Annotated in this window: 15 protein-coding genes; 9 read left to right on the forward strand and 6 right to left on the reverse strand. The window is 65.7% G+C overall.

Annotation, left to right across the window (positions count from 1 at the left end; all coding sequences use genetic code 11):
• The first annotated feature begins 112 nt into the window (after window positions 1-112).
• The 4 genes from glmS (at window position 113) to ARC23_RS06775 (ending at window position 5,615) form a co-directional block, all read left to right on the forward strand.
• Window positions 113-1,951, forward strand: a complete 1,839-nt coding sequence (gene glmS, locus ARC23_RS06760) for a glutamine--fructose-6-phosphate transaminase (isomerizing) (protein WP_057496530.1) — start codon at window positions 113-115, stop codon at window positions 1,949-1,951.
• 317 nt (window positions 1,952-2,268) lie between these two features.
• Entirely contained in the window at window positions 2,269-2,661 is a 393-nt protein-coding gene (locus ARC23_RS06765; protein ID WP_238985204.1) for a DUF2846 domain-containing protein, read from the forward strand.
• Window positions 2,662-3,076: 415 nt separating this feature from the next.
• Window positions 3,077-3,508 (forward strand): CBS domain-containing protein, encoded by a 432-nt coding sequence (locus ARC23_RS06770; protein ID WP_057496532.1) that lies wholly within the window; start codon window positions 3,077-3,079, stop codon window positions 3,506-3,508.
• Window positions 3,509-3,701: 193 nt separating this feature from the next.
• Complete coding sequence (locus ARC23_RS06775; RefSeq protein ID WP_152985218.1) at window positions 3,702-5,615, forward strand: hypothetical protein; 1,914 nt, start codon at window positions 3,702-3,704, stop codon at window positions 5,613-5,615.
• A gap of 55 nt (window positions 5,616-5,670) precedes the next feature.
• Here ARC23_RS06775 and ARC23_RS06780 read toward each other — a convergent pair whose 3' ends face one another.
• Both ARC23_RS06780 and gloA read right to left on the reverse strand, forming a co-directional pair.
• Entirely contained in the window at window positions 5,671-6,099 is a 429-nt protein-coding gene (locus tag ARC23_RS06780) for a VOC family protein (protein WP_057496534.1), read from the reverse strand.
• Window positions 6,100-6,194: 95 nt separating this feature from the next.
• A complete protein-coding gene (gloA, locus tag ARC23_RS06785; protein ID WP_057496535.1) occupies window positions 6,195-6,710 on the reverse strand; it encodes a lactoylglutathione lyase in 516 nt (171 codons plus the stop codon).
• Between the two features lie 125 nt (window positions 6,711-6,835).
• On the opposite strand from gloA, the gene ARC23_RS06790 reads away from it, so the two are divergent.
• A complete protein-coding gene (locus ARC23_RS06790) occupies window positions 6,836-7,948 on the forward strand; it encodes a PLP-dependent cysteine synthase family protein (RefSeq protein ID WP_057496536.1) in 1,113 nt (370 codons plus the stop codon).
• Between the two features lie 59 nt (window positions 7,949-8,007).
• Here the strand turns inward: ARC23_RS06790 and ARC23_RS06795 are convergent, their stop codons facing one another.
• Entirely contained in the window at window positions 8,008-8,412 is a 405-nt protein-coding gene (locus tag ARC23_RS06795; protein WP_057496537.1) for a hypothetical protein, read from the reverse strand.
• 170 nt (window positions 8,413-8,582) lie between these two features.
• Between ARC23_RS06795 and ARC23_RS06800 the strand changes: the two genes are divergently transcribed.
• The gene (locus ARC23_RS06800; RefSeq protein WP_057496538.1) at window positions 8,583-10,613 is read left to right on the forward strand and encodes a M3 family metallopeptidase; all 2,031 of its coding nucleotides are present in this window, start codon (window positions 8,583-8,585) and stop codon (window positions 10,611-10,613) included.
• An 85-nt stretch (window positions 10,614-10,698) separates the two neighbouring features.
• Here the strand turns inward: ARC23_RS06800 and ARC23_RS06805 are convergent, their stop codons facing one another.
• From ARC23_RS06805 to ARC23_RS06815, 3 genes are all read right to left on the reverse strand, one after another.
• Window positions 10,699-11,502 carry an SDR family oxidoreductase gene (locus ARC23_RS06805; RefSeq protein ID WP_057496539.1) on the reverse strand — a complete coding sequence of 268 codons (804 nt, stop codon included), beginning with the start codon at window positions 11,500-11,502 and terminating at the stop codon, window positions 10,699-10,701.
• Window positions 11,499-12,065, reverse strand: a complete 567-nt coding sequence (locus tag ARC23_RS06810) for a DUF1415 domain-containing protein (protein ID WP_057496611.1) — start codon at window positions 12,063-12,065, stop codon at window positions 11,499-11,501. The genes ARC23_RS06805 and ARC23_RS06810 overlap by 4 nt, the downstream gene beginning before the upstream one ends.
• A gap of 101 nt (window positions 12,066-12,166) precedes the next feature.
• Window positions 12,167-12,649 carry a YajQ family cyclic di-GMP-binding protein gene (locus ARC23_RS06815; protein ID WP_057496540.1) on the reverse strand — a complete coding sequence of 161 codons (483 nt, stop codon included), beginning with the start codon at window positions 12,647-12,649 and terminating at the stop codon, window positions 12,167-12,169.
• 152 nt (window positions 12,650-12,801) lie between these two features.
• Here ARC23_RS06815 and ARC23_RS06820 point away from each other — a divergent pair, with 152 nt between their 5' ends.
• The 3 genes from ARC23_RS06820 to ARC23_RS06830 all read left to right on the forward strand — a co-directional run bounded on the left by ARC23_RS06820 (window position 12,802) and on the right by ARC23_RS06830 (window position 15,603).
• Window positions 12,802-13,698: a DMT family transporter gene (locus tag ARC23_RS06820; RefSeq protein WP_057496541.1), complete on the forward strand. Its 897-nt coding sequence runs from the start codon at window positions 12,802-12,804 to the stop codon at window positions 13,696-13,698.
• 211 nt (window positions 13,699-13,909) lie between these two features.
• Window positions 13,910-14,917: a methionine ABC transporter ATP-binding protein gene (locus tag ARC23_RS06825; protein WP_057496542.1), complete on the forward strand. Its 1,008-nt coding sequence runs from the start codon at window positions 13,910-13,912 to the stop codon at window positions 14,915-14,917.
• On the forward strand, window positions 14,914-15,603 hold the full coding sequence (locus ARC23_RS06830) for a methionine ABC transporter permease (protein WP_057496544.1): 690 nt from the start codon (window positions 14,914-14,916) through the stop codon (window positions 15,601-15,603). Before ARC23_RS06825 ends, ARC23_RS06830 begins: the two co-directional genes overlap by 4 nt.
• Window positions 15,604-15,670: the final 67 nt, after the last annotated feature.

A 15,670-nucleotide genomic window follows, 5' to 3' on the forward strand; every position in this document is an offset into this window, starting at 1 on the left:
GGTGTCCGGGTGTCCGCGGACACCTTTCCGGACACTTTCATTAAGCGGACAGGAGGGGGAAGGCGGACACGCACGCTAGAATGCCGCGATCGTCTTCAAGGAAACGCGTGACATGTGTGGAATCGTGGGTGCGATCGCCGATCGCGACGTGGTGCCGGTACTGATCGAGGGCCTGAAGCGGCTTGAGTACCGCGGTTACGATTCCTCCGGCATCGCCGTGATCGACCAGCACGATCGGCCGGACGTTCGTCGCGTGCGGCGTACCGGTCGCGTTTCGGAAATGGCCACGGCCGCCGAGGCCGAAGGCTTCAATGCGGTGCTGGGCATCGGCCACACCCGCTGGGCCACCCACGGCGGTGTCACCGAGGCCAACGCGCATCCGCACATCAGCCACGGCGTGGCGCTGGTGCACAACGGCATCATCGAGAACCACGAGGAGCAGCGCGAGAAGCTGCGGGCGCTGGGCTACACGTTCGAATCGCAGACCGACACCGAAGTCATCGCGCACCTGATCCACCATCACCTGAAGGGCGGCGATGACCTGCTGGTGGCGCTGCAGCACACGGTGAAGGAACTGACCGGTGCCTACGCGCTGGCCGTGGTCAGCCGTGCCGAGCCGGAGCGCTTCGTCTGCGCGCGCATGGGCTGCCCGCTGCTGGTCGGCCTGGGCGAGGGTGAGAACTTCGTTGCATCGGATGTGTCGGCGGTGATCTCGGCCACGCGCAAGGTGATCTTCCTGGAGGAGGGCGACACCGCCGAAATCCGCCGCGACGGCGTGCGCATCTTCGACGGCCATGACCAGCCGGTCGAGCGCGAAGTGCACCTGTCCGACGTGTCGCTGGCCTCGCTGGAGCTGGGCCCGTACCGCCACTTCATGCAGAAGGAAATCCACGAGCAGCCGCGCGCGCTGGGGGACACCATCGAGGCGGCGATCGACGCCGGCGGCTTTCCGGCCGAACTGTTCGGCAAGAACGCCGAAGCGGTGCTGTCGGGTATCGAAGGCGTGCAGATCATCGCCTGCGGCACCAGCTACTACGCCGGCCTGACCGCGCGCTACTGGATCGAAGCCATCGCCGGCCTGCCGTGCAGCGTGGAGATCGCCAGCGAGTACCGCTACCGCGCCGCCTACGCGAACCCGAACCACCTGATCGTGACCATTTCCCAGTCGGGCGAAACGCTGGATACGATGGAGGCGCTCAAGTACGCCAAGTCGCTGGGCCACCAGCACACGCTGTCGATCTGCAACGTGCCGGAAAGCGCGATTCCGCGCGCCAGCGAACTGGTCTGCTACACCCGCGCCGGCGCCGAAATCGGCGTGGCCTCGACCAAGGCCTTCACCACCCAGCTGGCCGCGCTGTTCCAGCTGACCGTGGTGCTTGGCAAGCTGCATGGCCGCATCGACGCGGCGCGGGAAGCGGACTACCTGGAGCAGCTGCGCTTCCTGCCGGGCAGCGTGCAGCACGCGCTGAACATGGAGCCACAGATCGCTGCCTGGGCCGAGCGGTTCGCGCGCAAGAGCAGCGCGCTGTTCCTGGGCCGTGGCCTGCATTACCCGATCGCGCTGGAAGGCGCGCTCAAGCTCAAGGAGATCTCCTATATCCATGCCGAAGCGTACCCGGCCGGCGAACTCAAGCACGGTCCGCTGGCGCTGGTGGACGAGGACATGCCGGTGGTGGTGATCGCCCCCAACGACAGCCTGCTGGAGAAGGTGAAGTCGAACATGCAGGAAGTGCGTGCGCGTGGCGGTGAACTGTTCGTGTTCGCCGACCAGGACAGCAACTTCAACGCGTCCGAAGGCGTGCACGTGATTCGCACCCCGCGCCACGCCGGCGTGCTCAGCCCGATCGTGCACACCATTCCGGTGCAGCTGCTGGCGTACCACACCGCACTGGCGCGGGGCACCGACGTGGACAAGCCGCGCAACCTGGCCAAGAGCGTGACGGTGGAGTAAGGCCTGGCCGATCTGCCGGCAGCACAGGCGAGGGCGGCCCGATGGGTCGCCCTTTTTTCATGCCGGCATGGCATTCTCTGCGGCCGAACCCGCGTATCACGGAGGATGCCTGTGCAGGCTGCCATGCGACGAACCATGCCCTGCACAGTGATGCCGGAGCCTCCTTTCGCTGTTGGCAACCCACCCGTAACGGGTGGGCCTGGCCATGTCCATTCCGCGCGCGATGGCGCGCATTACAGGGGCTGTAGATGAAGAAGCTGCATGGAGTCGCGTTGGCGGTGGCAATCAGTATGCTGTCGGGTTGTGCGAGCGTTCCGATGACCGAGAAGAGCGTGGTGGATACGGCGAAAACCTTCCCGGCACCGCAGGACGGCAAGTCCGGGGTGTACGTGTTCCGCAACAGCTTTGTCGGCAAGGCACTGAAGAAGGACGTGCTGATCGATGGAGAGTGCCTGGGCGAAACCGCCGACAAGGTGTTCTTCTATACCCAGGTTGCCGGTGGCCAGGAACATGTGATCTCCACCGAGTCGGAATTCTCGCCGAACGACCTCAAGCTGTTTACCGAAGCCGGTCGCAACTACTTCATCCAGCAGTCGATCAAGATGGGCGTGTTCGTTGGCGGCGCGAAGCTGACGGTGGTTCCGGAATCGGAAGGCCGCAGCCAGGTGATGCAGCTGAAGATGGCCCAGAACGGGCGTTGCTCGAAGTAGCCCCGGTGGCCGGCGGAGGATGTGCCTTCCGCCGGCCCGCCCGAAGTGGGACGGCGCATGGCCGTTCTGTCCGTGCCCGGCCGCGGAAGATCAATCTTGAGTGCGCGGAACCGCCTGTGTTCAGCCTCGGTTTCAGCGGCGGTGCCATTCTCTGGATCGTCGGTGGGTTCACACGACGAACTGTCCCATCGGTGCCGGTAGTGGCCGCAGTCGGCAGTCGTAGAATCGATCCGACCGAGATACGGGTTGCGCTGCCGGACCCGCCTCGTTGGCGTTGCAGCACGTGGTATGCCGGTCCGATCCAGGAACGCGCAGCCAGTGCGCCAGACGTGCGCTGAAAGGTCTGTTCCCGGGGAGGGGGCGTATCGGAAGAGCACACTTTTTTGACTTCAGTGACCTGCACCAGGAAACAAGAATGAACGTCCGCGAACTCCTGCAATCCAAGAAAGAAGCTGTCATCACCATCGATGCGGAAGACACCATCGGTGCGGCCGCCCACAAGATGAGCGCGAATAAAATCGCTGCCCTGGTGGTGATGAAGGACGATGCCCCGGTCGGCATCATTTCCGAAAAGGACATCGTGCGTACCCTGGCCGACGACGGCCCGCAGGCCGGGCGCCGGGTGATTTCCAGCGTGCCGTCCACCGGCCTGGAAGGCATCGCGCCGGAGGCCACGCTGAAGCAGGCCATGTCGCTGATGACGTACTCGCGGCGCCGTCATCTGATGGTCACCGACGGCAATCAGCTGGTCGGCATCCTCAGCCTGGGCGACATCGTGAAGAACCTGCTGGGCGAGCTGGAACTGGAGAAGGCCGTGCTGCAGGACATCTACATGGCGGCGCATTGACGCTGTAGGCATTCAGGGTGTGAGGGGCCGGCTCACTCCGCGTGGGCTTGCCTCGCAAATGTGCACGTAGGCAGCAATTGGGGGGAGGCTCCGTTTTTTCGATACAGTCTGTCCCAGACGGCGAATGCCGGTTGATTCCGTCCAGGTCTTGCCAGATGCTTTTGGGCAATGGCGTTGGAACAGGGACGTTGGAATGAACCGGACAAGCTATGGATTGTACGCCGATGAAGATGTGACACTGGAGCAGCTGCGTGAGCCGATGGATCGGCAGCGAGATCCTGTAGCACAACCCAAGAGCGATCGCCTTCCTCTGCAGGACATCACACCTGAGAACTTCGAGAAGCTAGTAGTGCGGCTGGCCAACTGCGCGCCCAGTGCTACGTTCAGGGCTCGACGGATTGGGAAGTCAGGTTCGACCCAATCGGGGATCGATATTCAGTGCAGGATTGCCGCGACTGATCGATTCGCCTGCTACGAAGCGAAGCGGGTCATCGAGATCCGTCGAGGTACGTTGAAGCGGTGGGTCGGCAAGTTCCTGGAGGGGAGGTACGCTGCCACAGCATCGAGTTTCCACCTCTGCACGACCTATGCCATTTCCGATGAGACGTCGCTGCTGGAGGAATGGGAGGACTGCGAACGTCAGTTGCTGGATCGACAGATCGATCCTCATCTGTGGGACCGGGCGGTGCTCAATGACTTGCTTCGTGACCAGTGGCGAATCGTCGCCGAGCTGTACGGTGAGAGCGTTGCGACGGGCTTCTGCGTACCTGCCGCGCCGTTGTTGCCGATTCCACAAGAGAGTAGTTTCGCCGCATTGGAAGAGCTTCTGTACGGTCAATCGCTCCAGCTCAATAACCGTAGTGTTGCCTGCTCCATTAATCTTCCCGGGCGCTTGGACAGGCGCTTGTCTGCCGCGCTGTCATTCGCGCGGACGGATATCTCGGGGATATCCATGGCACTGTCTGCACGGGAGTTGTTGAGCTGGGCGCACTGGCGGGTGCACGCAGATGCGTCGATGGAGCGGCCTTATGCAATCCCGCATACTACCGGTGCTGGGGCTTACCTGGTGATGGGGCGCCATGTAAGACTCTCCCTGAAGGAGGCAGAGGTAGCTGACCTCGACTGGATTCTCGAGCGCGCCTGGAATCGCATCCACAGGGCTTGCCTGGAATATGTTTCAGCGTATCGTTCGTTCGATTTTGAGTTGATCGAGCACCATCCGTCGGCCGTCGGACTGCTGTCAGTGCGGCCTGATTTCTGGCAACAGATGCTGGCGTTCGCGCGGGCGCATGATGTTGCTCGAGGGGACGGCCCATGGCATATGTTCGATGCATCATCGTCCTTCTTGAAGGTTTACAGCGGTCGCGGCGGTGAGCGCTTCGACGAAGGCTATCACGCGATCGTTTATCCGTATTCTGAAAGCATTCTGTGGTCAGGCAAGCGTCAAAGCGTCACGATTGGCTGGAGCCCAATCGATCCGCGGTCCGCTTGCTCTGTGCGCGGGCACTGGGATGCACGCTTCACTCATGACTGGCTACTTCAGGAAATGATTCCGGAGGTGATCCGCTGGACGTGTTGCGAACAGAAGCGTGAAGCCGCGAACGCAAAATGGCGTTGGCCTTCCCGTTCCACGGCGAGTTTCTTGCCTCCGGCTTCTGATCTGGCTTGGTCGCTGGCACGCGAATGGGAGAGTACTGAACGTCCCGAAGCGAGCAATAGCGCCTTGCGGGAGTATGTCAGTGCGTTGCAGTCGCATTTCACGTGCCAGTCATCCAATGTGCCGCTCGCGGCGGAGTGCATGCGCAACGTGCTGATTGGCATTGACTGTGTACTCCCGTTTTCCTGTATGCCATCGGAGGGCTACCTGCGTGGGAATCTGGGGCTTCACATGGCCGGCGATCTATCCCAGGCGATCAGGGAAAGGGCCCACTCCCTTGAGGAGGGGGTCCACAGTTCGGCCATGGATTTTGCACTGCGTGGTCTGCTGGAAGTGCTCCGATACGCCCCAGACCTTCCCCCAAGCAATCGGAATCACATCGTGCAGTTGCTGATGCCGCTTGGGGAGCGACGCAACGAGGACATTCTTTGCGGACTCTTCAGCCGTTAGTGCCGGCCGAAGAGCACCCTCTCAGGAGCCGCTGTTTCGTTACGCGATCCGCAGCCTAGAACGTCACCTTCACCGAATCCGCGCTGTAGTTCGCCGGGCCGTGGTAAACCACCTCGATGTTGTTGCCATCCGGGTCCAGCACGAAGGCGCCGTAGTAACCCGGATGGTAGGGGCGTTCGCCCGGTGCACCGTTGTCGGTACCGCCGGCAGCGATCGCGGCAGTGTGGAAGGCATCAACAGTGGCGCTGTCTCGGGCCTGGAAGGCGAGATGATGGCGGCCGGTCAGCTGGCCAGCGGCGGCACGGCTGCTGGCGCTGGAAATGAACAGCTCGTCGGCCCAGAAGTAATCATCGCCTTCGCCGGCGATCGGGATGCCGATGGTGTCGAACACCGCCTGGTAGAAGCGGCGGCTGGCGGCCAGATCACGCACCACCAGCTGGATGTGGTCGATCAGGCGGCCACGGTGCAGTTCCATCGTTTCCATACGAACCTCGCAAAAAAGGGGACGGAGGGGATTAAGTCGCTTGCGGCTCAATAGTGCCAGAAACGACTTAATCCCCTCCGTCCCCTTTTTGTGGGTCAGTTGGCGATGATCTCGACCCAGTAGCCGTCCGGATCCTTGATGAAGGCCAGGTTTTTCATGCGTCCGTCGGTCAGGCGCTTCTGGAAGGCCACGCCGAGGTCCTCGAAGCGCTGGCAGGCGGCCTCGATGTCCGGCACCGACACGCAGATGTGGCCGAAGCCGCGCGGGTCGCTGTTGCCGTCGTGGTAGACCGCGCCGTCCTGGGTTTCGGTGCCGTGGTTGTGGGTCAGTTCCAGCACGCCCGGCAGCCCGGCCATCCACAGGCGGCGGGCGTTGTCATCTTCCGGCACCGTGACGCCAGCGGGCACATAGGCCAGGAAGTACAGGCTGAACTGGGCCTCGGGGAAGTCGCGCTTGTCGATCAGCTGGTAGCCGAGCACGCGGGTGTAGAAGTCCAGCGAAGCGGTAATGTCCTTCACGCGCAGCATGGTGTGGTTGAACACGAAGCCGGTGGTTTCGGCCGGGGCCTGGGCGGCGACGCCGGGGACATCGCGCAGGGCGGGAATGGTCATGGGAGAGATCCTTCAGGCAGGGCCGTTGCCGGCCGGATGGTCCCATTCTAGCGACCGGCACCTGACCGCACCGCGACGTACAATGGCCGGATCGAACCGTTCCATCCTGACAACGATTGCCCGCCATGTCGCAGCGTGAATGGGTGGCCGCCGCCATCCGCAAGATCGAAGCCGATTTCAACCGCTCCGCCGATACCCACCTGATCCCGCTGGCACTGCCCGGGTTCGAGGGCATCGATGTGTACCTGAAGGATGAGTCGAGCCATCCCACCGGCAGCCTCAAGCACCGGCTGGCGCGCTCGCTGTTCCTGTATGCGCTGGCCAATGGCTGGTTGCGTGAAGGGCGTCCGGTGATCGAGGCCTCCAGCGGCTCGACCGCCGTCTCCGAAGCCTATTTCGCGCGCCTGCTCGGGTTGCCGTTCATCGCGGTGATTCCGGCCACGACCTCGCCGGAGAAGATTGCGGCGATCGAATTCCATGGCGGGCGCTGCCACCTGGTCGAGCGTGCCTGCGACCTCAACTGCGAATCGGAACGGCTGGCACGTGAAACCGGTGGCCACTTCATGGACCAGTTCACCTATGCCGAGCGCGCCACCGACTGGCGTGCCAACAACAACATCGCCGAATCCATCTTCAAGCAGATGGCCGAGGAGCCCAGCCCGATTCCGGAGTGGATCGTGTGCAGCCCGGGCACCGGCGGTACCGCAGCCACGCTGGGCCGCTATGTCAGCTACCGCCGGCATGACACCCGCATCCTGTGCGCGGACCCGGAAGTGTCGGTGTTCTTCGACGGCTACAAAGCCGCCGTGGCCGGCGAGCAGGATTGGCGCGGCCTGACCTGCAGCGGCGGCTCGCGCGTGGAAGGCATCGGCCGGCCGCGGGTAGAGGCGAGCTTCATCCCGACCAGCGTCGATGCGATGGTGAAGGTGCCCGATGCGCTGAGCCTGGCCGCGATGCGCCATGTCAGCCGCCAGCTGGGCCGCCGTGTCGGTGGTTCCACCGGCACCAACTTCATCGGTGTGCTGCAGGCTGCGCAGTGGATGCGCGAGGCGGGCCACCGCGGCAGCATCGTCAGCATCCTGTGCGACAGCGGCGAGCGCTATGCACAGAGCTATTACGACCCGTCGTGGTACGCGCGCCAGGGCATCGACGTGGATGGCGCCGATGCGCAGCTGGCTGCCGCAGTGGCCGGGCAGGGGCTGCCCGCGCTGCCCTGGTGCAGCCTGGAAGCGCTGTAGCACGGACGACGCTCTCGCCGGGCCATGCCCGGCAGGCGCAGCGGTGCGTCATGCTCCGATCAATATCCCGCCGCGGTGAACGCATCCAGCACCGCGTCGCGCAACGCGTCGGGCAGGGCCTCGATGTCCATGGCGCGGTCATCCAGGTGCAGGCTCGGATCCAGCACACTGGCGCGGCCCTGGGCCAGCGCCTGCAGCCACAGCAGCACGCAGATCACGAACTCGCGCTCGTGGCCCAGCCGCAACTGGCTGGCGCCGCGCTCGACCACTTCGAACGGGTACCACTCCTGGGCATCGTTGAAGGTGCCGCCCTGCTGCAGCAGCGCCTGCAGCTGCTGCAGGTGGCGCGGGGCGTCGTCGCCGGCATCGCACAGTGCGGCGATCCAGGCCAGTTCGGCCGGGCTGGCGGACAAGGCCAGTGACCGGGACGGTGAGGTGGATGCAACTGCAGCCAGACCTTCCATGTAGGGCCTCGTTCGGTGCGTACCGCTGCGGACTCCCCCGCAGGCAGAGCTTCGAACCGCGACCGTAAGGCCGACGTGAATGCCGGGCCGCGCCCCCTTGTCAGCCCCGCCTGCCAGCGCCATATCCTGCATGCTGCCCGCGTGCCGGGCCCGTACCCTGGAGATCTGCCGTGACCGTTGCCAACCCCCTGCTCGATTTTTCCGGCCTGCCGCGCTTCGAGGCGATCCGCCCCGAGCACGTGGCGCCGGCGCTGGACATGCTGCTGGCCGAGGCCGAGGCCGCCGTCAGCACGGCCGAGCAGGTGCAACCGGTCACCTGGCAGACCTTCGTGGCTCCGCTTGACGATGCCACCGAGCGCCTGTGGCGCGCCTGGGGCCTGGTCGGCCACCTGCAGGGCGTGGTCAATACCCCGGAACTGCGCGAGGCCTACAACAGCAACCTGCCGCGGGTGACCCGCTTTGCCAGCGCGCTGGGCCAGAACCTGGCGCTGTACCGCCAGTACCAGGCCCTGGCGGCCAGCGCGGAGGCCGCGACCTTCGACGACGCCCAGCGCAAGGTACTGGACAACACCCTGCGCGATTTCCGCCTCGGTGGTGCCGAGCTGGCGCCGGAGGCGCAGCAGCGCTTCGCGGCCATCAAGGAGGAGCTGTCGGCACTGTCGGCGAAGTTCTCGCAGAACGTGCTCGATGCTACCGATGCCTGGTCGCTGCTGGTCGAGGACGAAGCGCGACTGAAGGGCCTGCCGGATGACGTGAAGGCCGCTGCACATGCCGCCGCGCAGAAGGATGGCGCGCCGGGCTGGAAACTGACCCTGCAGATGCCCTGCTACCTGCCGGTGCAGACCTGGGCAGAAGACCGCGACCTGCGCGAGATCCTGTACCGCGCCAGCGCGCAGCGTGCGTCGGAGTTCGGCGATGAGTCCCTGGACAACAGCGGCAACATCGATCGGATCCTCGCCCTGCGCGCTGAACTGGCCGCACTGCTCGGCTTCGGTTCGTATGGCGATTATTCGGTAGCGACCAAGATGGCACAGGACCCGGCCGAAGTACTGGGTTTCCTGCGTGACCTTGCGGCGCGTGCCAAGCCCTTCGCCGCCAAGGACCGCGCCGAGCTGGAGCAGTTCGCGCGCGAGCAGCTCGGTATCGAGCAGCTGCAGGCGTGGGACCTGGCGTTCGCCGCCGACCGCCTGAAACAGGCCCGCTACAGCTATTCCGAGCAGGACGTGAAGCAGTACTTCACCGAGCCGAAGGTGCTCGGTGGTCTGTTCTCGGTGATCGAGCAGCTGTACGGCCTGCGCGTGCAGGAGGACAGCGCGCCGGTGTGGCACGAGGACGTACGCTTCTTCCGCCTGGTGGATGCGCAGGGCGCGCTGGTCGGCCAGTTCTATCTGGACCTGTATGCGCGTGAGGGCAAGCGCGGTGGCGCGTGGATGGACGATTGCCGCAACCGCCGCGTGCGCGCCGATGGCAGCGTGCAGACGCCGCTGGTCTACCTGGTGTGCAATTTCGGCCGCGGCGCGAACGGCAAGCCGGCCACCTTCAGCCACAATGAGGTGACCACGCTGTTCCATGAAATGGGCCATGGCCTGCATCAGCTGCTGACCCGCATCGGCGAGCTGGGCGTGGCCGGCATCAACGGCGTGGAGTGGGATGCGGTGGAACTGCCGAGCCAGTTCATGGAGAACTTCTGCTGGGAGTGGGACCACCTGCAGGCCATGACCGCGCATGTGGAAACCGGCGAACCGCTGCCGCGCGCGCTGTACGAGCGCATGCTGGCCGCGCGCAACTTCCACAGTGGCATGGCCACCGTGCGCCAGCTGGAATTCGGCCTGTTCGACATGCTGCTGCATAGCCAGTTCGAACCAGCGCAGGACAGCGTGCTGGCGCTGCTCGACCGCGTGCGCGCGGAAGTGGCGGTGAACCATCCGCCGGCCTGGAACCGCTTCCCGCATCAGTTCAGCCACATCTTCGCCGGCGGGTATGCGGCCGGTTACTACAGCTACAAGTGGGCTGAAGTGCTCAGTGCCGATGCCTACGCCGCGTTCGAGGAAGCGCCGCAGGCACTGGCCGAAACCGGTGCACGTTTCCGCGATGAGATCCTGTCGCGCGGTGGCAGCCGCCCGGCGGCGGAGAACTTCAAGGCCTTCCGCGGCCGCGCACCGCAGATCGATGCGCTGCTGCGTCACTCGGGCATGGCATAAACCGTTTGGTAGGTGCCAACCTTGGTTGGCACGTCGCCCCCATCCACGCACATGCCGGCCAGCGGCCGGCACTACCGAAGACGGGTCATTCGGCGTAGATCATCTTCCGGGTCATGCCGCCGTCGACGATGAAATCCTGGCCGGTGCTGAACCCGGACAGCGATGACAGCAGGTACACCGCCAATGCGCCGATGTCCTCGGGCTGGCCGACGCGGCCGACCGGATGTTGCGCATGGTCGATGGCTGAATACTCCGGCGCGTGGCGGCGCGAAGGCGCTTGCCAGGCTGTGGTGCCGATCCAGCCGGGGCTGATGCTGTTCACCCGCACCGCCGGCCCGGCGCTGATCGCCAGTGCATGGGTGAAGGCCACGAGTCCGCCCTTGGCTGCGGCATAGGCTTCGCTGTGGGCTTCCGATTGCCAGGCACGGGTGGAAGCGATGTTGATGATCGCGCCAGCCGTGCTGGCCGACAGTGCCGGCAGTGCATGCTTGCTGCACAGGAAGGCGCCGTGCAGCGAGGACAGGCGGCGCTGCCACTGGTCCCAGTCCATGTCCTGCAGCGGCGTGCCGTGCGGGCCGGCGATGCCCGCGTTGTTGACCAGTCCGTCGATACGGCCAAAACGCTGCAGCGCCTCGGCAATGAAAGCGCGCACGCTCGCTTCGTCGATGATGTCCAGGCGCTGGAATGCGGCATCGTCACCGCGCTGCCATTCGGCCAGGCACGCCGCGCCAGCTTCCGCGTCCAGGTCGCCGATCAGTACGCGTCCACCGGCACCGAGCACGGCCTGGGCGATGCCACGGCCGATGCCATTGGCGCCGCCGGTCACCAGCACCACCTTGCCTGCCAGCGGCGCGGCTGGCCACGCGGCAATCGGCGGCACGCCGCTCATGACAGATCTTCGCCGCGCAGACGACGATGCCAGCCGTCCACGCCGATGCGGTCCAGGGTCTGGATGTTGCGCTCGACGATCACGTCCGGGTCCGGATAGACATCCACCGCGCGCGCCACGCTGTCTTCGCGCAGCAGGTGCAGGGTGGGGAAGGGCGCGCGGTTGGTGTAGTTGCTGGCGTCGTCCGCGGCCACGCCGTCGAACTGGTAGTCCGGGTGGAAGCTGGCCACCTGCAGGATCCCCTGCAGGTCCAGCGCCTCGATCGCGGCGTCGGCGTTGTCGAGGAAATCGTTGTAGTCGAGGAAATCGGTCAGTACCTGTGGATGCACGATCAGCGTGGTATCGATCTGTTCGGCGGGCGTGTCGCGCAGCAGCACCAGTTCCTCGGCCAGCTGTTCAACCAGCGCTTCCGGTGTGGTCGCATCGCTGAGCACGATGCGGACCTGGTCCTTCACATAGACCGCCTTGGCGAACGGGCACAGGTTCAGGCCGATGACGATGCGCTCCAGCCACAGGCGGGTAGCGGCGATCGGATCATCGGTGGGCAGCGGGGAATCGGTCATGGCGGGCACGTCGGCTGGCGGGGCCGCCATTGTAGGCGCGTCGCTGGCAACGCGCCGTCGTGCCTGCCGCTGGCAGCGCCGGGCCGCGCCCGGCGGATGCCTCAGTCGCGGAAATTGTTGAACTGCAGCGGCAGCTCGAACTTGCCGGCCTTGAGCACGGCGATGGCGTCCTGCAGATCGTCGCGCTTCTTGCCCTGCACGCGCAGCTTGTCGCCGTTGATCTGGCTTTCCACCTTCAGCTTGGCCTCCTTCAGTGCGGCGGCGATCTTCTTGGCGATCTTCTGCTCGATGCCCTGCTTGACGGTGATCTTCTGCCGGGCCTGGGCCAGGTTGGTCTCGATGTCGCCGAACTCCAGGCTGAGCACGTCGATACCGCGCGCGGCCAGGCGGGCGCGCAGGATGTCGTTCATCTGCTTGAGCTGGAACTCGGTCGGCGCGACCTGGTTGATGACATCGCCGTCGCGCTCGAACTTGGCGTCCACGCCCTTGAAGTCGAAGCGGGTGGCCAGTTCGCGGTTGGCCTGGTCGATGGCGTTGGTCAGCTCGTGGGTGTCGACTTCGGACACGACGTCGAAGGAGGGCATGGGCGATGCTCCGCAGGATTCAGTGGCACCCATTCTATCGCGAGGGCCCGCATGCCCGTCCTCTGTAGAGCCGAGCCCACGCTCGGCTCTCCACAAAGCAGCCGAGCGTGGGCTCGGCTCTACAGAAAGCGACGACCGGGCGATAATGGGCCATGAATGTGCAACGCTCCCCCTCGCGCGCGGTGGCCTGGATGGTCGCGGCGGTCGCCTGCTTCTCGCTGATGGACGCCGGCATGAAGCAGCTGTCAGCCAGCTATCCCACCCTGGAAGTGACTTTCCTGCGCGGTGCGGCCTCGCTGCCGTTCGTACTGGTGTGGGTGCTGGTCAGCGCCGGGCCGCGCTCGCTGGTGCCGCGCCGCTGGGGCCTGCACCTGCTGCGTGGCGCGCTGGGCATGGCGATGATCGGCTGCTTCGTGTTCGCCCTGCGCGACCTGCCGCTGTCCACCGCCTACACCATCTATTTCGTCGCTCCGCTGCTGATCGCCGCGCTGTCGGTACCGCTGCTGGGTGAGCGGGTCGGGCCGCGGCGCTGGGTGGCCATCGGTATCGGCCTGATCGGCGTGCTGGTGGTGCTGCGGCCGGGTGTGGACGGCTTCATCTCGGTGCCCGGCCTGATGGTGCTGGCCGCGGCCACCGCCTATGCCGTGGCCGCGATTACCGTCAGCCTGCTGACCCGCACCGATACCTCGCAGTCGATGGTGGTCTGGTTCCTGGTGATCATGGCCATCGGTGCCGGCCTGCTGTCCATTCCCGGCTGGGTGCCGCTGCAGCTGGCACACGCGCCGCTGATCGCTGGCATGGGCCTGGCCGGGGCATTGGGCCAGATCGCCCTGACCCGGGCGTTCCAGCTGGGCGAGGCGTCGATGATCGCGCCGCTGGAGTACAGCGGCCTGGTCTGGGTGATCGGCTGGGACCTGGCCTTCTGGGGCCAGCTGCCGGATGGTTACACCTGGGTGGGCGCCGCGATCATCGTGGCTTCGGGCCTGTACCTGCTGCACCGGGAACGCCTGAACCGGGTGCAGCCGCCGAAGCCGCTGGATCATCCCTGAGCCGGTTGGGCCAGGGAATGGGGTCAGAGCCCCTGCGGGGATCCGACCCCCGGGGTCGGATCCCCGCAGGGGCTCTGACCCCGGCCAGTGCGCCGGCGCGGGCGACTTAGAACCAAAAGGAATAACATTCTGGTCCATGGCGCGGGCGCGCGACCGCCGGCGCTGGTAGGCTGCACGCCCCCTTCCATCACCCCGCCGGTGAGCCACGCCCGTGATCGAGTTCCAGCGCCTGCACAAATCCTATGCCGTTGCCGGCCGCGCAGTCAGCGCGCTGCAACCGCTGGACCTGACCATCGAGGCCGGTGAGGTGTTCGGCATCATCGGCCATTCCGGCGCGGGCAAGTCGACCCTGATCCGCATGATCAACCGCCTGGAAGAACCCAGCGGCGGCCGGCTGCTGATCGGCGGCGAGGATGTCACCGCACTGGACGCGGATGGCCTGCGCGCGCTGCGCCGGCGCATCGGCATGATCTTCCAGCACTTCAACCTGCTGTCCTCGCGCACAGTGGCCGGCAACGTGGCTTTCCCGCTGGAACTGGCCGGCACGCCGAAGGCGGAGATCGACGCGCGCGTGGCCGAGCTGCTGCACACCGTCGGCCTGGAGGCGCATGCGCAGAAGTACCCGGCGCAGCTCTCTGGCGGCCAGAAGCAGCGCGTCGGCATCGCCCGTGCGCTGGCCACGCGCCCGCAGATCCTGCTGTGCGATGAGGCCACCAGTGCGCTCGACCCGCAGACCACCGCCTCGGTGCTGTCGCTGCTGTCGAAGATCAACCGCGAGCTCGGCCTGACCATCGTGCTGATCACCCACGAGATGGATGTGATCCGCCGCGTCTGCGACCGTGTGGCCGTGCTCGACGCCGGGCAGATGGTCGAGACCGGGCCGGTCACCCGGGTGTTCCTGCATCCGCAGCATCCGACCACGCGCCGTTTCGTCAGCGAATCGGAGCATGTCGACGAGGGGGCGCTGCACCGTGATTTTGACGTCGTGGGCGGGCGCATCGTGCGCCTGACCTTCCTCGGTGGCGACACCTACGAGCCGTTGCTGGGCAGCGTCGCGCGGCAGACCGGTGTCGACTACAACATCCTGTCCGGCCGTATCGACCGGATCAAGGACACCCCGTATGGCCAGCTGGTGGTCGCCCTGGTGGGCGGTGACCAGTCCGCTGCGCAGGCCGCGTTCGTGGCTGCCGGCGTGCATGTTGAGGAGCTGCGTCGATGATCATCGCCACTGCCGGTGGTTTCTTTCGCCATCTGGATGCGGGCAAGTGGGCCGACATCGGCCAGGCCACCATCGACACCCTGCTGATGCTGCTTGGTTCGTTGCCGCTGACCCTGGCCATCGGCCTGCCGCTGGGTGTGCTGCTGTACCTGTTCGGCGCACCGCAGATGAAGCGCCGGCCGTTCGCCTATGGCGTGCTGGCGCTGGTGGTGAACCTGCTCCGCTCGGTGCCCTTCATCATCCTGATGATCGTGCTGATCCCGGTCACGCTGTTGCTGATGGGCACCTCGCTGGGCGTGCGCGGTGCGATCGTGCCGCTGGTGATTGGTGCCGCGCCGTTCTACGCGCGGCTGGTCGAGACTGCGCTGCGCGAAGTGGACCGCGGCGTGATCGAAGCCACCCAGGCAATGGGCGCCACCACCTGGCAGCTGGTCACCCGCGTGCTGTTGCCGGAAGCGCGTCCCGGCCTGATTGCCGGTGCGACGGTCACTACCGTAGCGCTGATCGGCTTCACCGCGATGGGCGGTGCGATCGGTTCCGGTGGTCTGGGCGATCTGGCCTTCCGCGACGGCTACCAGCGTTCGCACACCGACGTCGCCCTGGTCACCGTGGTCCTGCTGCTGGTGCTGGTGCAGCTGCTGCAGATGCTCGGCGACCGCCTGGTCGCGCACTACAGCCGCAGATGACAGAACGCCGGGCGGCGCCCGGCGTCTCGTTCGGGTACTGCCGGCCACTGGCCGGAAATCCCTCGGG

Origin of the sequence: Stenotrophomonas beteli (assembly GCF_001431665.1) — a bacterium.
Taxonomy (GTDB): Bacteria; Pseudomonadota; Gammaproteobacteria; order Xanthomonadales; family Xanthomonadaceae; genus Stenotrophomonas; species Stenotrophomonas beteli.